The following is a 20,989-nucleotide window of genomic DNA, read 5'->3' on the forward strand; positions in this document are numbered from 1 at the left end:
TTCATTTCACAATATCCAGGAGAAACAATGCAGCGCACAGTATTCAACGAAGAGCACGAGGATTTCCGCAAGGTCATCCGTAGCTTCATCGAAGCCGAGGTAGTGCCCAACTTCTCCGATTGGGAGCGCGAGGGCATGGTGCCCCGCGACTTCTATCGCCAGCTCGGCAAGCTCGGCGTTCTCGGAATGACGGTTCCCGTGCAGTACGGCGGAGCGGGTGAAACAAGCTTCAAGTTCCAGGCTGCCCTGACCGAAGAGACGGCTCGTGCGGCAGTCAGCTTTGGCGCATTCGGTGTACACACCGGCCTGGTCCTGCCATACATCCTGACCTACGGAACCGAAGAGCAGAAGCAGCGTTGGCTGCCCGATTTCATCAGTGGCGACATGATGACTGCCATCGCGATGACCGAACCGGGCACCGGCTCGGACCTGGCGGGCATCAAGACCACGGCCAAACGGTCCGAGGACGGCACTCACTATGTTCTCAACGGCGCAAAGACATTCATCACCGGCGGCGTTCAGGCTGATCGGGTTCTCGTGATCTGCCGTACGTCACCGCCGACGGTAGAGAATCGTCGCGCCGGGTTGAGCATCCTCGCAGTGGACACGTCGAGCGAAGGCTACGAGGTCGGTCGCAAGCTCGAGAAGATCGGCATGCGCACTTCGGACACGGCAGAGCTTTCCTTCACCGACGTACGGGTGCCGGCCGAGGATCTACTCGGTGAGGAGGGGGCTGCCTTCGGCTACCTGGCCAACAACCTTCCGCAAGAGCGACTGATGATCGCAGTCACCCAGACTGCGGCGGCCGTCGGAGCCATCGACTTCGCCTCTGCCTACGTGCGTGACCGCAAGGTGTTCGGCCAGGCGGTGGCGGAGTTCCAGAACACCAAGTTCGTCATCGCCGAGTGCATCGCCAAGGTGGAGGCTGCTCAGTGCATGGTCGACCGGGCTCTGGAATTACACGAGACCGGCGACCTCAGTGTTGCCGACGCCGCCAAGGCAAAGCTGTTCTGCACCGAGACGGCAGCCGAGGTCATCGACAAGTGCTTGCAGCTTCACGGGGGCTACGGCTACATGCTGGAATACCCCATCGCGCGTCTGTACGCGGACACCCGTGTGTCGCGCATCTACGGCGGAACCAACGAAGTGATGAAGACGATCATCGCCAAAGCGGCCGGGTTCTGAACGAATCGAGGGAAACCATGGCAGAGCTTCTCTACGACGTCGATGACGGTGTCGCCACGATGACTCTGAACCGACCGGATCGACGCAACGCGATTACGTACACGCTGCTCACCGAGCTGCAGAACGCGCTTACGTCGGCGGCCGGTGACGAGGCCGTGAGAGTCGTCGTGCTCACGGGCGCTGGAGGGAACTTTTCGGTCGGTCGCGATCAGTCCGGTGATCGGTCGAGCCGTGTAGTGCGGGGTGATTCACAGCAAGAGGATCGCACTCGCTTGCTTGATGTTTCACGGGTGATACCAACTTTGGTGCAGCATCCCAAGCCTACGGTGGCGGTGATTCGCGGTGGCTGTGCGGGCGCCGGCTTGAGTCTCGCTCTGGCGTGCGATCTTCGCTATGCCGGAGCCGATGCGATGTTCAACACGGCCTTCCTGGGGGCTGGAATGTCCGGTGACATGGGAATGGCGTGGTTGCTGACCCGCGCAGCGGGCACATCGAAGGCGCGGGAATTGATGCTGCTGTCCGAACGAATCAAAGCTGATCGCGCTGCCTCGTTCGGAATGATTCACGAGGCTTTCGCCGAAGAATCGCTGGAAGCGAGGACTACGGAAATTGTTCAGCGGCTCTCTGTTTCGGCACCGTTGGCAGTGCGTGGTGCAAAGCTGAACCTCGATTCGGCGATGTCGCGGCCGCTGTCCGAATTCTTGATGGACGAAGCCGACCGGCTGATCACGTGCGCGTATTCCGAAGACGTGGAGGAAGCGCGCTCGGCATTCCTCGAGAAACGAGTACCGCACTTCACGGGCCGCTGAAAAGAACTGGAACACATTGTTATCGGGATCAGGAGAGTGAACGAGAATGTACTTGACTCAGGGTTTACATCGGTCGGTCCAGCGTGAACCCGACGCGATCGCCGTCGTTGACGGGCAGCGCCAGTTGACGTTCGCTCAACTGGAGAGTCGCGTTGCGCGATTGGCCGGTATGTTCACGTCGTACGGGCTCGACCGAGGTGACCGGGTAGGAATACTGGCCACGAACTGTCTCGAGTATGTCGAATACTCCTTCGCCTGTGCCTGGGCGTCGATGGTCGCGTCCCCGGTGAACAACCGCTGGAGTCCCGACGAGATGGCATTTCACATCGAAGACGCCGGAATCACAGTGCTTCTCGTGGACGGACCGCGCCTGGCCGCTGCGCTGGAACTGCGTGAACGGTGCGCTGTACTGGAGACCGTGATCGTATTCGGTGCGGCGGATCTGCCCGGCGATACGGTCGACTACGACTCTGCTTTGGCGCTGCACGGTCCGATTCCCGATACTCACGCAGATCCCGATGCCTTGGCGTTGCTCATGTACACCGGCGGAACTACAGGCCGCCCCAAAGGTGTCATGCTGAGCGCAGGCCAGATCCTGACATCGGTGCTCGGAGTCCTTGCCGGTAGTGGTGAGCCGAATCTGCCAGGCCGCTCCCTGCACGTGGCGCCCCTGTTCCACCTCGCAGCCTTCGCCGGTTTGGTCCAGGCCTCGGTTACCGGATCCGTGCATGTTTTGATGGGGGACTTCACCGTCGAGAAACTCGTCGAAACCATTGCAGAGAAGGAAGTTACACAATCTCTGCTCGTGCCGACAATGGTGCAAGCGATGCTCGAATACGCTGATCGGACAGGTCTGCCGATCGACAGTCTCACCTCGATCACCTACGGCGCATCGCCGATGCCCGAACCACTGGTTCGGCGCTTGATCGAACGATCACCTGATCTTCGACTGCGCCAGGGCTACGGAATGACCGAGTTGGCCCCGGCAGCAACACTTCTCCGCGACGACGACCACCGCAATCCTGATCACCCGGAACGACTTCGATCAGTGGGACGTGCTGCGCCACACACCGAGGTGCGGATTGTCGACGCAACCGGCACAGAGCTTCCGCGCGGCGATATCGGTGAGGTCGTCGTGCGGGGCTCGAACGTCATGATGGGTTACTGGAACAACGAGGCGGAGACGGCGCACGCGGTGCGCAGTGGATGGATGCATACCGGTGACCTCGGCTTCATGGACGAGCATGGCTACGTGTTTCTCGTAGACCGACTCAAGGACATGATCATCTCGGGCGGCGAGAACGTCTACAGTGCCGAAGTCGAAGCCGCCCTGTCCCAGCATCCCGGTGTGAGCAGTTGCGCGGTCATCGGAGTACCCGACGACAAGTGGGGAGAACGCGTCCATGCAGTGGTGGTGCGCACACCTGAAAACAATTCGAGCGGTGATGAACTCCGAGATTTTGTCGGCGAGCGTATAGCTCGGTACAAGGCGCCGCGGTCGGTCGATTTCGTCGACGCACTCCCGCTGTCGCCGGTAGGGAAGATCCTCAAGCGCACTCTGCGTGAGACCTACCGGTGACACAGCCATCTTCCCAACATGCTTCCAGGAGTAGAACCGTGATCGACCCACAGATTCGCGACCTCGATTTCGACGCCTACCGGCAGGTGATCCGCGACTTCACCGACAATGAGCTCATTCCTCGTGAGAACGAAATGGTCTCTGCTGGTGAGGTTCCCGCTGACCTCGTGACAAGGATGGCCGAGGTCGGACTATTCGGCATCACGCTTCCGAGGAGCGTCGGCGGATTGGGGTGGACCGTCGAACAGCAGGTGCTGCTGACTTTCGAGTTCACCCGGTCATCGGCGGTGTACCGTTCCCGATTCTCGACCAGTATCGGACTGGCTTCGCAGATCCTCCTCGAATACGGCACCGACGCTCAGCGTGAACAGTATCTACCGGCGATGGCGGCGGGGGAGTGCGTCATGGCGTTTGCTCTCACCGAGGAGCAGGCGGGTAGTGACGCCTCCGCCGTGCGCGCCACCGCTACCAACACCCCGGACGGCTACGTCATCAACGGTGAGAAGCGCTTCATCACCAACGGAGCGTGGGCTGATGTTCTGGTGGTGTTCGCCCGCACCGCGGACGGCGAGATTTCATCCTTCCTCGTAGATCGGGAATCGCCGGGGGTAGAGACCCGGGTGCCTGAATTGATGAACGGTCATGCCGAAGGCCCAGTCGCCGAGATCAGCTTGCGTGACGTTGTGGTGAGCGCCGACCGGTTGATCGGCGGTGCAACAGGTTTGGGGATGATTCACGCGATGCGCGGAATCAACCAGGCTCGCACCCACGTTGCCGCGACCGCAGTCGGTCAGGCGACTCGGATGCTCGCGGAGGCAATGAAATACGCGGGTTCTCGTGAGCAGTTCGACCAACCTTTGGCCGAGTTCGGTGCCGTGCAGGCGATGCTCGGACGCAGCTATGCGGAACTCGAGGCCGGACGAGCGATGATCCTCGACTGCGCCCGTGAGTTCGACCGCGGAACGCCGCCGCGTCATCGGATTGCCGCGGCAAAGCTGTACTGCACCGAGATGGCGTCGGTGGTCGGGGACCGGGCGGTGCAGGTGCTCGGCGGGGTCGGCATCGTCGGCAATCACCCGGTACCGCGTATGTGGCGGGATGTGCGTGCCTTGCGAATCTACGAGGGCGCCTCCCAGATTCACGAACGCAACCTCGCCCGGGCGCTGCCGTCATTGCTCGGCTGAAACCCGTACTTACACAAATATTTCGAGACGAGAGAAAACCGAGGGACAATCATGGGTACCACCACAGGCCGCGGACCGCTCGCCGGACTTCGCGTCGTAGAGCTTGCCGGAATCGGTCCAGGTCCCCACGCAGCGACGTTGCTCGCTGATCTCGGCGCTGACGTCGTCCGTGTTCAGCGCGCCGGTCGGATCCCCGGTCCCGGTCAGCCACGGGATCAGACCCAGCGTGGGCGTCGTATCTGCGAGGTGGACCTCAAGGACCCTGCCGGCGTCGACATCGTTCTGGGATTGATCGAGCGTGCGGACGTGCTCATCGAGGGTTTCCGTCCCGGGGTCACCGAGCGGCTCGGTCTCGGCCCGGATGTTGCGCTGGAACGGAATCCGGCCCTGGTGTACGGCCGGATGACAGGATGGGGTCAGGAGGGGCCGCTTTCGCAGGCTGCCGGACACGACATCAACTACATCTCGCTGACCGGCGTCCTGCACGCGATAGGTCGTGCCGGTGAGCGTCCGGTTCCGCCGCTCAACATGGTGGGAGACTTCGGTGGTGGCTCGATGTTTCTGTTGTTCGGAATACTTGCCGCGCTCTTCGAGCGACAGAAGTCCGGGCAGGGTCAGGTTGTCGATGCCGCCATGGTCGACGGGACGCTGGCGCTGTCACACATGATGTGGAGTTTCCGCGGTCTCGGACGCTGGTCTGACGAACGCGGTGTGAACATGCTCGACACCGGCGCCCCGTACTACGACACTTACGAGACATCCGACGGCAGATACATGGCAGTCGGTGCCGTCGAACCACAGTTCTATGCACTACTTCTGGCCGGTTTGGGACTTGATCCCGCGACGTTGCCGAGCCAGAACGACAAGAGTGCATGGCCGCACACGAAGAAAGTGTTTGCCGATGTGTTCGCGTCCAAGACACGCGACGAGTGGGCGGCGATCTTCGACGGCACCGATGCATGCACGACACCGGTTCTGACGTTTGCGGAAGCCTCATCCAATCCCCATGTTGCCCAGCGTGGTTCGCTCGTGGAACTGGACGGGGTCACTCAGCATCGTCCGGCGCCGCGATTTTCCCGCTCCGATCCGGGTCTGCCGTCGGCCCCTGCCGCTGAAGCCGTTGACGCAGGGACGTTGTGGACGTGACGCTCACCGAATCTCGAGAACTCGAGTCCTTCGATCTACACACGTTGCTGAGCCTGGACGACGTCGGACCCGACAGATTCCATGGGTACTGCCACGCTGGCTCTCCCGGGCGCATCTTCGGCGGGCATCTCGCGGCACAGGGCTTGACCGCCGCTGGTCGGACAGTGCCTGCGACTGCGGTGGTGCATTCCCTTCACGGATACTTCCTCAGCTCAGGCGATCCGCGGCAGCCCATCACCTACGAAGTCGGTCGTCTTCGTGACGGACGTACGTACTGGTCCCGTCAGGTCACTGCCCTGCAACTGGGCACGCCGATCTTCACACTCTCCGTGTCCTTCAAACTTCCGGAGGACAGCACCGATCGACAGGGGGAGATGCCCGTCGTACCTGCTCCGGAGGACCTTCCCGATCCATACGAGCGCTGGGCGAGTGCACGCGCCGACGAGTTCCGCGACAACAAGACACATCGTGCGATGGACATGAGATTCGTTGCGGACGAGGGTGAGCGCGAGCGGGGGTCGGTCGCACAGTCGGTGTGGTTCAAACCGAATCACGCCTTTCCCGACGAACCGCTGTTCCATGCCGGGGTCCTCACCTACGCTTCGGACTTGTCTTTGGCATCGACGGCCTCACTCGACATCCAGCCCCACCGGTCGTTGATGGTCGGACCTTCGCGAGTGCTGATGGCGTCACTCGATCACGCGATCTGGTTTCACCGACCCTTCCGGGCCGACGAATGGATGCTCTTCGCTCAGGAAAGCAACTCCGCCACTGACGGTCGGGGATTCTCGACGGGCCACTTCTGGACACGCGACGGCGTCTTGGCTGCAACCGTCGCCCAGGAGTCGCTCTTGCGGCGAGTTGACGGGCCACCGTGGCCTCGGGCCTAGGATGAAGCAATGTCTGGGAAGAGTGAAGCCGAGCACCAACCACGCGTCTGTGACGCGGCGTTGGCTCGCGCTTTCAGCTTTCTCGGCAAACGCTGGAACGGTGTGATCCTGGCGACGCTCCTCGGTGGTCCGGCGGGATTTGCGGAACTCAAGCGTGCAGTGGGCAAGATCAGCGACTCCGTGCTCTCGGACCGATTGACCGAACTGGCTGGTGCGGGCCTGGTCACGCGGACCGTCGACGCCGGCCCGCCCATCGCTGTGGAGTACGAACTCACGGCGTCGGGGCAGGCGCTGCTCCCCGCTCTCAGCGAACTGACAACGTGGGCCGCCGAAAACCTGCCACCCGAGAGTTGCCCGAACTGACCTATTGCGTGTGAACAGTCTTGTGAGATTCGTACCAGGTGTCACCTGCCGGTTCTCCCGCCAAGTTCCAACTCCACGAGACTGTCGGCGTGATGCGTGAATAGATTCCGGGACCGACCATTCCTACCCTTTCGATCGGCTGTTCAGCGACTCCGTAGATCCTGATCCCGCGCGCGACAAACGGCTCGAATGACGGCATGTCGTCGATGACGAGGGCTACTTCGAGTTGTCCTGACCCGATATTGCGGAACTTCCTGGTTTTCAGGACACTCTGGCCGCCCCCGCCGATCCAGAAGTGGGCCCCGTCGTATTCGAAGGCCAATGGAACGACGTCTGGTTGCCCGTGCGGTGAGAGCGTCGCTACGCGCGCCAGTGGCTGCGACTGCATGTATGCGATTTCTTCTTCCGTGAATGCCATCTGTTCTCCTTCGGGGACGAAACACGTACGCAACGTAGATGCAACGTAATCAAAACTAGTGTTCTGGATCACACAGTGTTCGTGTGGTCGAGAGGCCTTTGGTCACGAATCTGTGGGCAGAACGGGTCCTGGTTCGCTACCGGTGGTGGATGAGGACAAGGTTCCGCGGGTTGAGCACACAGCTCGCGGAACCGCCCCACCACACGCCCCGACGAGGGCACCGGCCGACAGGAGTTCAGGTGTCCGTAGTTGCGGAAGTCTCGGCGATTGATTTCGCGGAGACCGAATTCGATTGGGCGCAGCGATCGACGCGGATTCGTGAAGTCGACCCACTCGTTCCGGGGCCACCATCCTTGGCGATGTGTCTGAGCGAGCCGACGCGCGGACTGGTCGACATCGCTTCACTGCTTCTCGCGGCTCCTTGGTTGCTTCGATCGCCGCGTGGGGACGGGCATCCGGTCCTCGTTCTCCCCGGATTGCTGACTTCGGACGTGTCGACTCTCGCCTTGAGGACGTACCTGAGCTTTCTCGGATACCGGGTTCACGGTTGGAATCTGGGTCTGAACACCGGTCCGACGGCGACGGTGGTCGACGGATTGCCTGCCGCATTGGCCGAGGTAGCTGATCGATACGAGCAGAAGGTGTCGGTGATCGGCTGGAGTTTGGGCGGTATCTACGCTCGAAAGCTGGCGAGGGATCTGCCGGATTCCGTACGTCAGGTAGTGACACTCGGAAGTCCTTTCGCTCTCACCAGTCTGGAGCAGACGAGAGTCGGATCTCTCTACGCTCGTTTGTCCGGTAATCACGCGATACTGCCTCCGGTCGACGGCATCGAATCCGAACAGGGATCGCCTATTTCCGTTCCTGCCACGTCGGTCTACTCCAGGCACGACGGTATCGTTCCATGGCAAGCGTGCTGTGAAACCTCGGCAGGCCTGTCGGAAAGCATTGCGGTGCAAGGCAGTCATATGGGGTTGACCCACAACCCGTCGGCGTTGTGGACGGTTGCCGATCGTCTGGCGCAGGACGTGGACAACTGGCAACCTTTTGCGGCTCCGAAACGGCTTCGACGCATGTTTCCCTGCTGAGGTTCGAGGCTGGGGTTCGAGGCTGGGGTTCGAGGCTGGGGTGTGGGGGAGAACCCTGAGTCAGACGTGGGGACGGACTCGTACCTGAGGACACACCGCGTCGGAAAAGATGGGTCCATGGCCTGATGCGCACAGGTGGATCGGCGGCGGATAGTGGAGGTCGACGCGGATGAACCGCGAGTTCCGTTGAAAGGAAACAACACATGACCTCCCCGATGAAGACCCGCAAGCTCACCCGCGCCCGCTCGGGAGCAATGTTCGGTGGGGTGTGCGCCGGAATCGCTCGATACTTCGGTTGGAAGTCGTCGACTGTCCGCTTGCTGTTCGTGCTCTCGTGCCTGCTGCCCGGCCCGCAGTTTCTGATCTACATCGTGATGTGGATTTTCATTCCTCGTGAGCAGATCTGACCGAACCGCTCAACGGCGGCGGTCTTTCAGGCATTGCTTGGCCTCGTGCAATTCCTCCGAACTCAGTGGAGGAAGGGGGAGTGCGTCACGGTGCAACCCCGCCGTGCGTAGACCGTCGAGCATCACCGAGAGGTATCGACGCCACACGGTCGGGTTGACGGGCTGAGCAAATTCGGTGACTGCGCCCACCATGAAGATGAGGCCGAACAGGTCCGTCGGTACGGCGTCGGGGCGCAGCATCCCGGCCTCCTGGGCCCGGTAGAAGATCCTCTCGACCGACGGTTCGATGATGGATCGTTGGCATGCGACTTGCTCGCATCCCTCGTCGGTTCCGTTCAGGACGTCTTTGAGCCCGCGGTTGACCGACATACGGCTGCAGGCGAATTCGGCAAAGGTGACAAGTCCGTCCCACGGATCCGGATTGGCGAGTGACGCGTCCGCGGCCGCCGCCATGTCGGCGAAGTTCTGTTGGAAGACTCCGTCGATCAATTCTTCCTTGCTGGCGAACCGCCGATAGACCGTTCCGACGCCGACACCCGCGCGCCGGGCGACGTCGTCGAGTGTGACGTCGATCCCTTCTTCGGCGAACAATTCACGTGCGGCGTCGATGATCAACTGCCGATTACGTGCAGCATCGGCGCGAAGGGGGCGCTCCATTGCGGTACTCATGTCCCCACTCTACCCGCCAAGTGGAGACAGCCTCTCCGTTTTCGTGTAGCGTTTTTGCTAACCGGAGAAGCCATCTCCGCATAGGTTGGGCGAGGGACTATGTCAGACATTGCTGAACGGACTGAATTCGAGCAGTCCTCAGCGCCTTCAGGGGACAACCACGCAAAGCGGTGGCTGGTTCTCGCGGTTCTGGGAATTGCGCAGCTGATGGTGGTCTTGGATGCCACCATCGTCAACATCGCGCTGCCTGCTGCGCAGCGCTCACTGGAGTTCGGTGATTCGGACCGCCAGTGGATCATCACGGCATACGCATTGGCGTTCGGCAGCTTGCTGCTACTCGGCGGTCGATTGAGCGACTTGTTCGGGCGCAGGCGAACTTTCATCGTCGGCCTGATCGGCTTCGCAGTGGCTTCCGCCATCGGTGGCGCAGCCGTCAACTTCGAAATGCTTGTTGCCGCTCGTGCCGGCCAGGGCGTATTCGGTGCGCTCCTCGCCCCGGCAGCCCTGTCGCTGCTGTCCGTGACATTCACGGATCCAGGTGAGCGTGCCAAGGCTTTCGGTATCTTCGGTGCCGTTGCCGGCGGCGGTGGCGCCATCGGACTGCTGCTCGGCGGAGCGCTCACCGAGTGGGTCGACTGGCGTTGGTGCCTCTTCGTGAATCTCTTCTTCGCGGCGATCGCCCTGGTCGGAGCAGTCCTGTTGCTCGCGCCGCACACCAGTGACTCGCGACCCAAGCTCGACATCCCGGGAACGATCCTGGTGTCGATCAGCTTGTTCAGCATCGTCTTCGGATTCTCGAAGGCCGAATCGGACGGGTGGAGTGCAACTCCCACTATCTCGTGGCTCGTTGCCGGCGTCGTGTTCATGGCGGCGTTCATCTACTGGCAGACCAAGTCCGAGCACCCGCTCCTGCCGCTGCGGGTGGTTCTCGACCGAATCCGGGCTGGCTCTTACCTGGCGATCTTCCTTTCCGGCGCAGGCATGTTCGCAGTCTTCCTGTTCCTGACGTACTACATGCAGCTGATCCTCGGGTACAGCCCGATCATGACCGGCCTCGCATTCATGCCGATGGTGTTCGGAATCGTGACAGCGGCAACGCTTTCGACAGCGGTTTTGCTACCGCGCGTCGGTCCGCGAGTGCTGATCGTGAGCGGAATGGTCATCGCGGCGATCGGAATGACGCTGCTGGCCCAGATTTCCGTGGACAGCACTTATGCAGTCCACATTCTGCCGGGGCTCGTTGTCACCGGACTCGGCATGGGCAGCATTTTCGCCCCGTCGATGCAGGGAGCAACTTCAGGCGTGCATCACGAAGATGCCGGCGTCGCCTCTGCCACGGTCAACACGATGCAGCAGGTGGGCGGCTCGATCGGAACTGCACTGCTCAGCACGATTGCAGCCTCGGCTTCCACCAACTACCTGGTGGGCCGCGAGATGAATCCGCTGACCCAGGCACAGGCTGCCGTCGAGAGCTACACCACGACGTTCTATTGGGCCGCAGGCATATTCGCGGTCGGTGCGGTCTTGACCGGACTGGTTCTTCGGAGTGGACTGCTGCCGGATTCGCCGGAAGGCGAACCGGTAATCGCCCACTGACAGCAAATTTCGGGGTCGACGCCATTGCGGCGTCGACCCCGAAATCGAGTCAGCAGTTCTTATCGGGCGATGCCTGAAACCGATGAAGGACGTGATCGAGTTGTTCGGAGGAAAGCGCCGGGACGGGCAACTCGCGATGGCCGGTGCGGGACGCGCAGAGTCCGTCGATCATGAACCCGAGTGCGCGGCGGTAAGCCTGAGGGGCCTCGTCGCCGCCGAACTTCTGGGCCATCTTGACGACCTGCATGAGAAGCGGAATGTCGTTGACTTCGAAGTCGCTCCGCAGGGTGCCCTGTTCCTTGGCACGATTGACAAGTGCCGCGGTGTGCTGAGCGATCCCGGCGCGCGCGCGAGCGAAAGTGTCCGACGCGAAGCGCCCGTCCATCAGGAGATCGCCGAATCCGCGGTTGTCTGCCATGCGCAGGGAGATCACGTCGAGAAAGTAGACAAGACCTTCCCAGGCGTCTGGCATCTCCCGGGCGGTGGCGGCAATCGTTTCGATCTCGGAGCACCGTGTGTCGAACAGGGCCTGGATCAGCTCGTCCTTGCTGGCGAACCGGCGATAGACGGTGCCGACGCCGACGCCGGCGTGCTTGGCGACGTCCGCCAGCGTGGCGTCGAGTCCTTGGGCAGCGAACACCTCGCGAGCGGAGTTGAGGATGCGCTCGAGGTTGGCCTTGGCGTCGGACCGAAGGCGCGGCTGTGAGCAGTCGGCCGAGGTCCCCGCATGAGAAGCGTCGGGGTGTGTTGTCGGCATCCTCACAGTCTACGGCACTAAGCGGAATGATCGATTCCGTTAGTGCTATATTACTAAGCGGAACGTGTGGTTCCGATTGTCCGTATGAGAGAAGCCGATATGAGCACGTCTGACATCTGGGTCGGGAGCAATCCGATCTCGATGGTGGGTACGCGGAGTGCAGGTTTCGCGGCAACGAGGCTTCGCGCTCTTGCCGGCGACGGCGCCTTTGCTCAGCTCGTTCGTTTTGCCCTCGTCGGCGGAGCCAGCAATATCTTGTACTTTGCCGCTTTTCTGGCGCTGCGCGGTGACGGAGCGCTGGTCGCCAACGCCGTTGGTGCAGTCTTGAGCACCATTCTGGCCAACGAGCTGCATCGCCGGCTCACCTTCCATGCCGCGGATCGCGTCAACTGGTTCACCGCGCAGTGGGAAGGCGGTGGACTCGCTCTGGTCGGGTTGATCGCCAGTTCGGCCGCCATCAGTGCGCTCGGCTTCCTTCTCCCCGGCGCCGACGGACTTCTTCAAGCCGGGCTTGTGATCGCAGTGAGCGGAATTGTCGGTGGCCTGCGATTTGTCGCCCTTCGCGGTTGGGTTTTCTGAGCGGTTCTCGAATTCGAGTCGGACTCGGCTCGTAGGGAACACTGTGACCTATGAGCCTTTCGATAGCCGACTCCGGCATCCGTCTGGCTGTGCTCTGCATCGTCATGGCTCTTGTCGCCACGCTCGTCTACCGATTCACCTCTCTCGGTAGCGTTCGGGTAGTCCCAGGCGCACTCGCTCGTGGCGCTCTTCAGTTGGCTGCGATTTCGTTGATCCTCGCCGCAGCCTTGGCTCACATCTGGTCAGCGCTCCTCGTGCTCGTCGGCATGTTCGCTGCGGCGTCGTTCACCGCGGCACGACGCTGCGGCGCAGGAACGTCCGGAGCGTGGCTGACCATCGCCTTGGCGTCGGGAATCGGTGTGGTTCTGCCACTGATGCTGCTGTCCGGAGTGGTTCCGCTGGAAGGCATCGCTCTGGTGCCGATCGGCGGAATTGTTCTGGGCGGCGCGATGACTGCAACATCGATGGCAGCCAAACGCGGACTCGACGCCGTCGACGACCGGTACGGGGAAGTCGAAGCCGCACTGAGCCTTGGATTTTCCCAGCGCGATGCACGGTGGGAAGTAGCCCGCACCGCTGCCTCCGACGCCCTGCTACCGGGAGTCGACCAGACGCGCACCGTCGGCCTCGTGACATTGCCCGGCGCTTTTGTCGGCGTTTTGCTCGCGACGGGGTCGGCCGTTCAAGCCGGTGCCGTGCAAATTCTTGTGCTGGCAGGGCTGCTGTTGGCGCAAACCTGCTCGGTCGCCGTGGCGTTGGAACTCGTCGCCCGCGGCTTCGTCTTTCGAGGTAAGACTGTCAGGCCTGCGCGAGTTCGTTGATCTTGTCGCTGCGAAGGACGCGGTCGGGAAGCTCGGGTGTGTTTGCCGCGAGGGTGATCATTGCCCTGCCGATGTTTTCACTGGTGGTCACGCTGCTGGGCCAAACCTTGCGCAAGAGTGGGTAGAGAGGCACGGAGATTTGATAGAAGGCCTTGTACCACCAGGTCTTCGACGGCGATCCCGGGCGCGGACGGATGAATCCCGGCCGGAGGATGTAGGTCGTGAGAGGGAGTGCGAGTAGCGCATTCTCGGTCGCGCCACGTACTCGCTTCCACATGGTCTTGCTGGTTTCGGTGGAGTCGGCGCTTTCGCCGGACACGTAGACGAACACCATCTGAGGGTTCACACCCGACAGTGTCGTGGCGGCGGCAAGCGTGATGTCACGCGTGATGCGGGTGTAGTCGGCTTCGTTCATGCCGGCAGAGGAGACACCGAGGCAGAAGAAGCAGGCATCCGCGCCGGTCAGATCGGCTTCGATCGCCGAGAAGTCGAGCATGTCGCGGTGAACGATGTCGACGATCTTCGGGGCGGTTGTACCGGACGGATTGCGGCCGACGGTCACGACTTCGTCGATTCGTGGATCGTCGAGGCATTCCCTCAGGACGCTGTTGCCGACCATTCCTGTTGCCCCGAAAACGACGACCTTCATGATGTTCCCCCCGGCGTTGGTTCCACTTTCTGTGATGCGCACACTACGGAACGGTCTGCAGTTCATCCGACCGGAGTGGCCAACTGAACGCTTGACCTGCAATTATGAGTCCATTTTGACCCGACTCGTGACTAAAGTCCCTACAAACCGGCTGGACGGTTGGCTGAAAATAGTTTTATGAACGAAGGAGTTGATGAAATACACGTTCTGGGATCGGAGTCAGCCGGTCGAATGGTAGAGGCGTCGACGATCATCGTTCTCGGTGCGCTCTGTGCCGTGGTCGCAGGTTCTGGCGTGTTCTTTGTCGTCGGATCGATTGGTGGCTTCGCCAGACTGCTCTACCTGGTTGTTCGTGGTCCGCTCAACTCTTGCTCGGTACCGGCGTCGAATGTCGAGCTGGTGCCTTCGAGAACGTCATGTGGTCGTTGATGCTCCCGAACGTGGAGTGAAGACGGTCAAGGATGTAGTTCTGACGCATGTTCCACGGTGACTTCGATCCCTGCTTCGGGAACTGTTCCACGGCACGCATGACGTACCCCGACGCCAGATCCAGGATCGGCCGCTGGTCCATTTCTTCGGTCGCGTGCGGCACGCACTTCGAATAGTCGCGCTTGTCCATCTCCGTCAGCAGTCGGCACACGTACATCGACGTGAGGTCTGCTCGCAGAGTCCACGAGGCGTTGGTGTAGCCGACGCACATCGCGAAGTTCGGTACGTCGCTGATCATCATGCCCTTGTAGACGTAACGATCACCGAGGGTGACGGGTTCGCCGTCCACTTCGATGGACATCCCGCCGCACGCCTCCATCTTCAATCCTGTTGCAGTGACGATGATGTCAGCTTCGAGTTCGCGACCTGACGCGAGAAGGATCCCGGTCTCGGTGAAGGTGTCGATGTGATCGGTCTCGATCGAGGCCTTGCCGGATCGGAGGGCTTTGAACAAATCGCCGTCGGGTACGACGCACAAGCGCTGGTCCCAGGGATCGTAGGAGGGTGTGAAGTGAGGATCGAGGGGGATGTCTTTCGGGAGTTGACGACTGATCGCGAGGTTCAGCATCCTCTTTGCACGCGCCGGACTGCGTCGGCACAGTTGGTAGAAACTCAGGTTCACTACGACGCTCTTCCATCGAGCGATGCTGTGCGCGAGTTGATTCGGCAGTACCGCGCGAATGGTGTCCGATAATTTGTCGCTGGACGGCAGCGCCAGAATGTACGTCGGTGATCGCTGGAGCATCGTGACGTGGCTTGCGTCCCGTGACATCGTGGGGACCAAAGTGACTGCGGTGGCGCCGCTTCCGATCACAACGACCTTCTTGTCGGAGTAATCGAGTTCTTCGGGCCAGAACTGGGGGTGCACTACCTCACCGGCAAACGATTCACGTCCGGGGAAGTCGGGGGTGTATCCGCCGTCGTAGCTGTAGTACCCGCTGCAGAGATAGAGGAAGTTACAGGTCAATGTTTCGTCTTCGTCGCCGGTCGTGACCGTGACTGTCCAGGTCGAGGTCGCTGACGACCATGATGCGGCCGTCACCTTCCGGTTGTACCGAATCTTCTTGTCGATCCCGTTCTCTCGCGCGGTGTCGCGCACGTACCGCAGGATCGAATCACCGTCGGCGATTGCTTTGGCATCTGTCCACGGGCGAAACGGGTAGCCGAGCGTGAACATGTCGGAATCCGATCGGATGCCGGGATACTTGAAGAGGTCCCAGGTTCCGCCGCTGTTCGCTCGGGCCTCGAGGATTGCGTACGACTTTCCTGGAAGCTCGGTCTGGAGTCGATAAGCAGCACCGATGCCGGACAAGCCGGCGCCGACGATCAGGACATCGAGGTGTTCGGTGCTCATCAGTTCGGACTCCGTATCGACTATGTGGGGCCACCGGCAGAGTTAGTGCTCGATCACCACACTACTGAACGATGCTCAGTAAGGCGAGGAGGACCATGTGATCGTTGGTGGTCGGATTGCCGCGCACAGTGGTTTACCTGCGGCGTCGGTGAGCCCGAGGTCTCCGTGGAGCACACCGGAAGCGTCGGCCTGCTCGACGATGTGCTCGGGGATCGCGTCGAGCATCAGCTTTGCGCGCCGAAACATCTCGAACGTCTGGTCATCGGATACCGTCACCCAGGACAGGTAGATGAAGCGTCCGCGAGGTGGACCCTGGATGTGTGGACCGAGAATGTCCCAGGCACCGGACTTTCGCTCCTGGCTCGCTGTCAGTTCCCATCGCACTGTCTCGGTATCTCCTGGTACGAGGTCGAGGACTTCGTGTGGCTTGCCTCGGCGCTGAACGCCGACGTGGATGTTGCTGCGCCCTTCGAAGGTTGCGGTTTCGGAACACTCACGTCCGGGCAGGCTGTGACCGGTGATGATGATCTGCATATCGACATCATGCTCCGCACAGGTCGGGAGGGGTTGGCGTGGTGAGTCGTTCGGGTAGAACCTTTGTTGCGGCCGTGGTGGCGAGCATCCTGTTGTCGAGTCTCGGCTGGGGGTCAGGTGCTGCCGCGGCGACGACGGACGAACCGGAAGTCGCGGGCGCGCTGGAGTCCTATGGCGAACTCTCGGCCGCAGTGTTTCCGGTCGGCGCCGGTGAGACGCAGAGGGTCGTGTATCGAACTCTGCGTACCGCTGACAGATGGGGAGAGTCGTCAGGGTCCGTGTTTCTGCCGGAAGGTGCCCCACCGGCGGGCGGTTGGCCCGTCATCTCGTATGCCCACGGAACTTTGGGCAGTGCGGATCAGTGTGCACCCTCGTCGACCGGATTCGGTCCGGGCGAGATCGAACCGATCGAACGCTGGTTGGAGCAGGGATACGCGGTAGTCGCTACCGACTACTCGGGACTTGGTACCGACGGGGTGCTGGCCTATCTCGACGGACATGCCGCCGGCGCGAATGCGGTCGACATCGTGCGGGCAGCGCACGAGTTGTACGGCAGTGTGCTGAGTCCCCGGTGGATGGTTGCGGGTTTGTCCGAAGGCGGTCATGCGGCGTACTTCGCGGGACACGAGGCCACCACTCGTGCACCGGAATTGGATTTCCGCGGCTCGGTCGTTGTTGCCGGCCCCACCCATATGGAAGGTTTGTTTCCGTTGGGCGGACCGCTGTTTCCCGACATCGGCATCACGGGGTTGGTGGGATACGCGCTGTACGTTCTGGCCGGGATCGACGATCAACGACCCGAAGAGAACATTCGGGAGGTTCTCTCGCCGCAGGGGATCGAGTGGATGGAAAAGGCTCGGACACTGTGCGCCGGAGATCTCGGCCGCCACATTCGCGCCGAACGAATCCAGTTGAGCTCGTTGTTTTCTCGGTCGGTGTGGACGCCACGCTTCCACGATCTGTTTCGCGAGATGATGCAGGTGCCGGTCGACGGCTACGACCGGTCACTGCGTGTGGTGCAGAGCGTGTCGGACACAACGGTTCCTGTCGCCCTTACCTGGGCGCAACTGGTCGACATGCGTTCGCGAGGAACGCAGTTCGAGTATCAAGAACTCAGCGGAATCAGCCACGGCCAAACGACGGTCGCTTCGATGGACCAGACCATGGAATTCATCGATCGATTGATGAGGTGATGTTCGGCGGTGTTGTTGTTGCAGTTTGTTGTTTCAGGGTGGTTGTTCAGCGCATACGTCGCGGCCCGTAATCGTGGCCACCGTTGGCGAACCACACGATTGCCGCAATCGCGTACAGGATGCAGACTAGGAGTAGTAGCCCGCCTGCGATCCACAGCGAGATCTGACCGAGTCGTTTCACTCGATCGGACGCGTACCGCGACCCGGCCACATCGCCGTCGGCCCACAGCGGATACACGTTGAAGGCGTGCGTGAAAGCGGAGAAGGAGAGCGGCCAGAAGAACAGCAGCGAGACCACTGCCCAACCCGCATTGACGGGCGGTCGAATCGGGTGCTGAGGAACGGATTGCTGGACGGTGGGTTGATCCGGGTTGGTCATGGGGGCTCCTGACATGAGGTGGCCCTTTCGACGCTACTGCGATGGAGCTGAAGAATCACTGAGTGTGCACGATCAGCCGTAATGCCAGTCGCGATCCATCCGTCGGAAGTACGGAAAGAGTGTGGCCTCCTCGAAATCGAGGTGCGACTGCATATGATCCGCCAATTCGGAGATTGCGGCGTGTGCCCGATTGACCGTGGAGGATTCGGTGCTCAGCGCGAGTGACGCACGCTTGGCTTCCGACACGATCTCCCCGACAAGCTTGTGTTCTGCCTGCAGTCGTTCGACCGCAGGGGCCAACTCGGGAAAGTTCCTGGTCATTACGGGGAACATACGTTGATCTTCGATGGTGTGGTGCAGAGTCAGCGTGTTGCAGTAGAAGTCGCAGTTGACCCGTAGTTGCCAGACGAAATCCGCGATCGTCAGATTGTCGATCATTTCGGGTATCCGAGTCAGATCGGCGGTTTCGTCCGACAACAGTTGCAGGGCATTCTCGAGTACCTCGATATCGGCTCGCAGAGGTTCGTGAACCTGACGTAGCTGTTCGATCATCCTCAGACCGGCAACTGTTGCCGTGTTGTGCGAATGAGGGGCGTTCACGTCAGCGCAACTCGATCCCGCTCCGCGAGCATCCTCGCTACCGGCAGGACGTCCTTCGCTGCCATCTCGATACGCTCGAATACCTCAGGGTTGAGGATAGTCGTTCCGTCGAAATCACCTGAGCTGAGATAGATCCCGACCGGAGCGGTCAGCGCTTGGAAGAAAGCGAACAGTGGACGCAGGGCATGATCCAACACGAGAGCGTGGCGGTCGCTGCCACCTGTCGCAGCAAGAATCACCGGAGTGTTGGCAAGCGCGTACTGGTCCACGAGATCGAAGAAATGCTTGAACATTCCCGTGTACGAGCCGCGGAACACCGGTGACGCCGCGATGACGATATCGGCAGACTCGACTGCTGCCAGCGCTTCGGCGGTCACTGAGTCGACGTGATCGCGATCCAGAGCAGATGCAAGACCTGGAATCAGATCCACGATCTCGAAAACTCGTGTGTCGATCTGCTCGAAGTCTCCCAAGGTTTCGACGATCAGGTCGACGAGGGCACGAGTCTTGGAGGGTTTTTGGAGGTTGCCGACAACGGCAACAATTTTGAGCGGTGTGCTCATCGAAACTCCTATTTTTGGGACGATTTCAGTGATTCGATTTCCTTACGCACAACGGGCGCTACTTCGGTGCCGAGGATCTCGATCGCACGCAGCATGTCCTTCTGTGGCACATTGCCGAACCCCATCTGGATCATGATGCGGTCATGATGGAACAGTTCGTACTGCGCCATCGTCTTGTCGATGATTTCCTGCGGGCCGCCGAGGAAGAACGCACCCGCGGTGGTTGCCTGCGCCTCATATGCCCTGCGCGGCATGGGAACTCCGTTTCCCCGCTGATGATGATTCTGCATCCACCCGGCCTGGAAGTACGGGTACGACGTGTCGAGTGCTGTTTGCTTCGAGGTATCGACAAATCCTGGCGAAGCAATCGAGACCGCCAGCTTCTTCGGATCGTGTCCGAACTCCGCTGCAGCCCTGCGGTATAGATCGACGAACGGTTCGAACTGTTGGTAACTTCCACCGATGATGGCCAGTGAGAGGGGCAGGCCCAGTTTCGCGGCACGGACGACAGAGGCCGGAGTACCTCCGACTGCGATCCACACCGGAATCTGACGGTCCGGGCGGGGCGTCACGTCACCGTCGATCAGTGGTGGGCGAAGTTGTCCTTCCCAGTTGATCGGGTTCTCGTCGCGCAGTTTCAGTAGTAGATCGAGCTTTTCGGCGAAGAGTTCGTTGTACTGAGACAGGTCGTACCCGAAAAGCGGAAATGACTCCGTGTACGAACCTCGGCCGGCAATGATCTCGGCACGGCCTTCGGAAAGCAGGTCAACTGTCGCGAACTGTTGGAACACACGTACGGGATCGTCGGAACTGAGTACAGTTACGGCGCTGGACAGCTTGATCTTGTCGGTAGCCTGAGCCATTGCCGCGAGCACAACTGCAGGGGCTGAGACTGCGAAGTCGGTGCGATGGTGCTCGCCGACGCCGAAGACATCGAGTCCAACCTGATCGGCAACGGTTGCCTGCTCGACCAAATGGCGAAGGTGGACACCGGGATTCATCATCGCGCCGGTAGTGGGATCTGGGGTGAGTTCACCGAAATGGTAGACGCCCAATTCGAAAGCCATGTTGTTTCTCGCTATCTGTTCGTGGGGGTGATGGAAAGTTGTTCTGCGTGCGCATCGCATGCGCCGCCTTGATTCGTGTGATGTGCGGCAAGTCGGGAGAAGAAGCGTTCGAGTACCGGAAGCTCCTCGGTTTCAATGAGATCGGAGAAGTATTCGGCGATCCCTCGCGTGTGTATGGCGGACGCTTTTCGAAGCGTCTTCTTGCCCGCAGGCGTCATCGATACCGTCACGACGCGTCGATCGTTGTCCGGGCGAACGCGCTCTGCCAGTCCTGCCTCGACCAATCGATCGACGACGCGCGTCACGCCACTGGTGGTGACCAGGACCAGTTCGGCCAGATCGCCCATTCGGATCGTGTTTCCCGGCGCTTCGTGCAGTCGGAGCAGAACGTCGTACTGGCCAAGGGTGAGCCCGGTGGTGGTTCGAAGGTCCGCCTCCATCTTGCCGAGGATGACGCTGTGGCTGACCACTAGGTCGCGCCAGACGGAACCACGTCGACGTTCATCGGTAGTCATCGGTGACAGCCTCCATTTATTTGCGCTCGCAAGTATTGCTTACTCAAATAATACGCCTGGATCGATCGAACTATTCCCCGCTCTCATTTGTGCTGGTAGCAAAGCATTGACTCGAACACGTGTTCGAGTATTCTTGTGTGTAGGGGATCGGGGGA

At 60.9% G+C, this 20,989-nt stretch carries 24 protein-coding genes; 13 read left to right on the forward strand and 11 right to left on the reverse strand.

The window, feature by feature from the left end; all coding sequences use genetic code 11:
• The first annotated feature begins 27 nt into the window (after nucleotides 1-27).
• Genes CPI83_RS05755 through CPI83_RS05785 form a run of 7 tightly spaced genes read left to right on the forward strand, consistent with a single transcriptional unit; the run spans nucleotide 28 to nucleotide 7,156 of the window.
• Nucleotides 28-1,185 (forward strand): acyl-CoA dehydrogenase family protein, encoded by a 1,158-nt coding sequence (locus tag CPI83_RS05755; protein WP_020970671.1) that lies wholly within the window; start codon nucleotides 28-30, stop codon nucleotides 1,183-1,185.
• A 17-nt stretch (nucleotides 1,186-1,202) separates the two neighbouring features.
• The gene (locus tag CPI83_RS05760) at nucleotides 1,203-1,994 is read left to right on the forward strand and encodes an enoyl-CoA hydratase-related protein (RefSeq protein ID WP_029256164.1); all 792 of its coding nucleotides are present in this window, start codon (nucleotides 1,203-1,205) and stop codon (nucleotides 1,992-1,994) included.
• A gap of 46 nt (nucleotides 1,995-2,040) precedes the next feature.
• Nucleotides 2,041-3,573: a long-chain fatty acid--CoA ligase gene (locus CPI83_RS05765; protein ID WP_097386932.1), complete on the forward strand. Its 1,533-nt coding sequence runs from the start codon at nucleotides 2,041-2,043 to the stop codon at nucleotides 3,571-3,573.
• Between the two features lie 38 nt (nucleotides 3,574-3,611).
• Nucleotides 3,612-4,757: an acyl-CoA dehydrogenase family protein gene (locus CPI83_RS05770; protein WP_029256162.1), complete on the forward strand. Its 1,146-nt coding sequence runs from the start codon at nucleotides 3,612-3,614 to the stop codon at nucleotides 4,755-4,757.
• A 51-nt stretch (nucleotides 4,758-4,808) separates the two neighbouring features.
• On the forward strand, nucleotides 4,809-5,903 hold the full coding sequence (locus CPI83_RS05775) for a CaiB/BaiF CoA-transferase family protein (RefSeq protein ID WP_060938062.1): 1,095 nt from the start codon (nucleotides 4,809-4,811) through the stop codon (nucleotides 5,901-5,903).
• Complete coding sequence (locus CPI83_RS05780; RefSeq protein ID WP_060938260.1) at nucleotides 5,900-6,793, forward strand: acyl-CoA thioesterase domain-containing protein; 894 nt, start codon at nucleotides 5,900-5,902, stop codon at nucleotides 6,791-6,793. Before CPI83_RS05775 ends, CPI83_RS05780 begins: the two co-directional genes overlap by 4 nt.
• A gap of 9 nt (nucleotides 6,794-6,802) precedes the next feature.
• Nucleotides 6,803-7,156 carry a helix-turn-helix domain-containing protein gene (locus CPI83_RS05785; protein ID WP_046379212.1) on the forward strand — a complete coding sequence of 118 codons (354 nt, stop codon included), beginning with the start codon at nucleotides 6,803-6,805 and terminating at the stop codon, nucleotides 7,154-7,156.
• A 1-nt stretch (nucleotide 7,157) separates the two neighbouring features.
• Here the strand turns inward: CPI83_RS05785 and CPI83_RS05790 are convergent, their stop codons facing one another.
• Entirely contained in the window at nucleotides 7,158-7,574 is a 417-nt protein-coding gene (locus CPI83_RS05790; protein WP_097386933.1) for a PPOX class F420-dependent oxidoreductase, read from the reverse strand.
• Nucleotides 7,575-7,813: 239 nt separating this feature from the next.
• On the opposite strand from CPI83_RS05790, the gene CPI83_RS05795 reads away from it, so the two are divergent.
• Nucleotides 7,814-8,662, forward strand: a complete 849-nt coding sequence (locus CPI83_RS05795) for an alpha/beta hydrolase (protein ID WP_019745156.1) — start codon at nucleotides 7,814-7,816, stop codon at nucleotides 8,660-8,662.
• 203 nt (nucleotides 8,663-8,865) lie between these two features.
• Nucleotides 8,866-9,069: a PspC domain-containing protein gene (locus tag CPI83_RS05800; protein ID WP_019745155.1), complete on the forward strand. Its 204-nt coding sequence runs from the start codon at nucleotides 8,866-8,868 to the stop codon at nucleotides 9,067-9,069.
• Between the two features lie 9 nt (nucleotides 9,070-9,078).
• On the opposite strand, the gene CPI83_RS05805 is transcribed toward CPI83_RS05800, so the two are convergent.
• Nucleotides 9,079-9,738 carry a TetR/AcrR family transcriptional regulator gene (locus CPI83_RS05805; RefSeq protein WP_084324871.1) on the reverse strand — a complete coding sequence of 220 codons (660 nt, stop codon included), beginning with the start codon at nucleotides 9,736-9,738 and terminating at the stop codon, nucleotides 9,079-9,081.
• A gap of 99 nt (nucleotides 9,739-9,837) precedes the next feature.
• Here CPI83_RS05805 and CPI83_RS05810 point away from each other — a divergent pair, with 99 nt between their 5' ends.
• Nucleotides 9,838-11,334: an MFS transporter gene (locus CPI83_RS05810; RefSeq protein ID WP_003940566.1), complete on the forward strand. Its 1,497-nt coding sequence runs from the start codon at nucleotides 9,838-9,840 to the stop codon at nucleotides 11,332-11,334.
• Between the two features lie 49 nt (nucleotides 11,335-11,383).
• Here the strand turns inward: CPI83_RS05810 and CPI83_RS05815 are convergent, their stop codons facing one another.
• Nucleotides 11,384-12,091 carry a TetR/AcrR family transcriptional regulator gene (locus CPI83_RS05815; protein ID WP_020970663.1) on the reverse strand — a complete coding sequence of 236 codons (708 nt, stop codon included), beginning with the start codon at nucleotides 12,089-12,091 and terminating at the stop codon, nucleotides 11,384-11,386.
• Nucleotides 12,092-12,232: 141 nt separating this feature from the next.
• Between CPI83_RS05815 and CPI83_RS05820 the strand changes: the two genes are divergently transcribed.
• Nucleotides 12,233-12,670 (forward strand): GtrA family protein, encoded by a 438-nt coding sequence (locus tag CPI83_RS05820; protein ID WP_020908979.1) that lies wholly within the window; start codon nucleotides 12,233-12,235, stop codon nucleotides 12,668-12,670.
• Between the two features lie 50 nt (nucleotides 12,671-12,720).
• Nucleotides 12,721-13,491, forward strand: coding sequence for an ABC transporter permease (locus CPI83_RS05825; RefSeq protein ID WP_020970661.1), 771 nt, complete (start codon nucleotides 12,721-12,723; stop codon nucleotides 13,489-13,491).
• Here CPI83_RS05825 and CPI83_RS05830 read toward each other — a convergent pair.
• The 3 genes from CPI83_RS05830 to CPI83_RS05840 all read right to left on the reverse strand — a co-directional run bounded on the left by CPI83_RS05830 (nucleotide 13,469) and on the right by CPI83_RS05840 (nucleotide 16,517).
• A complete protein-coding gene (locus tag CPI83_RS05830; RefSeq protein WP_060938261.1) occupies nucleotides 13,469-14,140 on the reverse strand; it encodes an NAD(P)H-binding protein in 672 nt (223 codons plus the stop codon). The two genes, CPI83_RS05825 and CPI83_RS05830, sit on opposite strands and share 23 nt — an antisense overlap.
• A gap of 361 nt (nucleotides 14,141-14,501) precedes the next feature.
• A complete protein-coding gene (locus tag CPI83_RS05835; RefSeq protein WP_020970659.1) occupies nucleotides 14,502-15,983 on the reverse strand; it encodes an NAD(P)/FAD-dependent oxidoreductase in 1,482 nt (493 codons plus the stop codon).
• Nucleotides 15,984-16,058: 75 nt separating this feature from the next.
• Entirely contained in the window at nucleotides 16,059-16,517 is a 459-nt protein-coding gene (locus tag CPI83_RS05840; protein WP_029256154.1) for a DUF5990 family protein, read from the reverse strand.
• A 38-nt stretch (nucleotides 16,518-16,555) separates the two neighbouring features.
• Here CPI83_RS05840 and CPI83_RS05845 point away from each other — a divergent pair, with 38 nt between their 5' ends.
• Complete coding sequence (locus CPI83_RS05845) at nucleotides 16,556-17,710, forward strand: lipase family protein (RefSeq protein ID WP_060938064.1); 1,155 nt, start codon at nucleotides 16,556-16,558, stop codon at nucleotides 17,708-17,710.
• A 46-nt stretch (nucleotides 17,711-17,756) separates the two neighbouring features.
• Here CPI83_RS05845 and CPI83_RS05850 read toward each other — a convergent pair whose 3' ends face one another.
• From CPI83_RS05850 to CPI83_RS05870, 5 genes are all read right to left on the reverse strand, one after another.
• Entirely contained in the window at nucleotides 17,757-18,089 is a 333-nt protein-coding gene (locus CPI83_RS05850) for a CD225/dispanin family protein (RefSeq protein WP_003940071.1), read from the reverse strand.
• Nucleotides 18,090-18,161: 72 nt separating this feature from the next.
• Complete coding sequence (locus tag CPI83_RS05855) at nucleotides 18,162-18,689, reverse strand: hemerythrin domain-containing protein (protein WP_020970656.1); 528 nt, start codon at nucleotides 18,687-18,689, stop codon at nucleotides 18,162-18,164.
• Nucleotides 18,686-19,252: an FMN reductase gene (gene msuE, locus CPI83_RS05860; protein ID WP_019745144.1), complete on the reverse strand. Its 567-nt coding sequence runs from the start codon at nucleotides 19,250-19,252 to the stop codon at nucleotides 18,686-18,688. The genes CPI83_RS05855 and msuE overlap by 4 nt, the downstream gene beginning before the upstream one ends.
• Before the next feature lie 8 nt (nucleotides 19,253-19,260).
• Complete coding sequence (locus tag CPI83_RS05865) at nucleotides 19,261-20,319, reverse strand: LLM class flavin-dependent oxidoreductase (protein ID WP_097386934.1); 1,059 nt, start codon at nucleotides 20,317-20,319, stop codon at nucleotides 19,261-19,263.
• 11 nt (nucleotides 20,320-20,330) lie between these two features.
• On the reverse strand, nucleotides 20,331-20,834 hold the full coding sequence (locus CPI83_RS05870; RefSeq protein ID WP_060938066.1) for a MarR family transcriptional regulator: 504 nt from the start codon (nucleotides 20,832-20,834) through the stop codon (nucleotides 20,331-20,333).
• Nucleotides 20,835-20,989: the final 155 nt, after the last annotated feature.

This window comes from Rhodococcus sp. H-CA8f (assembly GCF_002501585.1).
Classification (GTDB): Bacteria; Actinomycetota; Actinomycetes; order Mycobacteriales; family Mycobacteriaceae; genus Rhodococcus_F; species Rhodococcus_F erythropolis.

Coding starts and splice junctions, on each gene's coding strand:
- CPI83_RS05870 (WP_060938066.1), bottom strand. CDS start 20,834: ATGACTACCGATGAACGTCGACGTGGTTCCGTCTGGCGCGACCTAGTG.
- CPI83_RS05800 (WP_019745155.1), top strand. CDS start 8,866: ATGACCTCCCCGATGAAGACCCGCAAGCTCACCCGCGCCCGCTCGGGA.
- CPI83_RS05865 (WP_097386934.1), bottom strand. CDS start 20,319: ATGGCTTTCGAATTGGGCGTCTACCATTTCGGTGAACTCACCCCAGAT.
- CPI83_RS05760 (WP_029256164.1), top strand. CDS start 1,203: ATGGCAGAGCTTCTCTACGACGTCGATGACGGTGTCGCCACGATGACT.
- CPI83_RS05815 (WP_020970663.1), bottom strand. CDS start 12,091: ATGCCGACAACACACCCCGACGCTTCTCATGCGGGGACCTCGGCCGAC.
- CPI83_RS05835 (WP_020970659.1), bottom strand. CDS start 15,983: ATGAGCACCGAACACCTCGATGTCCTGATCGTCGGCGCCGGCTTGTCC.
- CPI83_RS05805 (WP_084324871.1), bottom strand. CDS start 9,738: ATGAGTACCGCAATGGAGCGCCCCCTTCGCGCCGATGCTGCACGTAAT.
- CPI83_RS05755 (WP_020970671.1), top strand. CDS start 28: ATGCAGCGCACAGTATTCAACGAAGAGCACGAGGATTTCCGCAAGGTC.
- CPI83_RS05840 (WP_029256154.1), bottom strand. CDS start 16,517: ATGCAGATCATCATCACCGGTCACAGCCTGCCCGGACGTGAGTGTTCC.
- CPI83_RS05790 (WP_097386933.1), bottom strand. CDS start 7,574: ATGGCATTCACGGAAGAAGAAATCGCATACATGCAGTCGCAGCCACTG.
- CPI83_RS05810 (WP_003940566.1), top strand. CDS start 9,838: ATGTCAGACATTGCTGAACGGACTGAATTCGAGCAGTCCTCAGCGCCT.
- CPI83_RS05785 (WP_046379212.1), top strand. CDS start 6,803: ATGTCTGGGAAGAGTGAAGCCGAGCACCAACCACGCGTCTGTGACGCG.
- CPI83_RS05850 (WP_003940071.1), bottom strand. CDS start 18,089: ATGACCAACCCGGATCAACCCACCGTCCAGCAATCCGTTCCTCAGCAC.
- CPI83_RS05765 (WP_097386932.1), top strand. CDS start 2,041: ATGTACTTGACTCAGGGTTTACATCGGTCGGTCCAGCGTGAACCCGAC.
- CPI83_RS05775 (WP_060938062.1), top strand. CDS start 4,809: ATGGGTACCACCACAGGCCGCGGACCGCTCGCCGGACTTCGCGTCGTA.
- CPI83_RS05825 (WP_020970661.1), top strand. CDS start 12,721: ATGAGCCTTTCGATAGCCGACTCCGGCATCCGTCTGGCTGTGCTCTGC.
- CPI83_RS05830 (WP_060938261.1), bottom strand. CDS start 14,140: ATGAAGGTCGTCGTTTTCGGGGCAACAGGAATGGTCGGCAACAGCGTC.
- CPI83_RS05820 (WP_020908979.1), top strand. CDS start 12,233: ATGGTGGGTACGCGGAGTGCAGGTTTCGCGGCAACGAGGCTTCGCGCT.
- msuE (WP_019745144.1), bottom strand. CDS start 19,252: ATGAGCACACCGCTCAAAATTGTTGCCGTTGTCGGCAACCTCCAAAAA.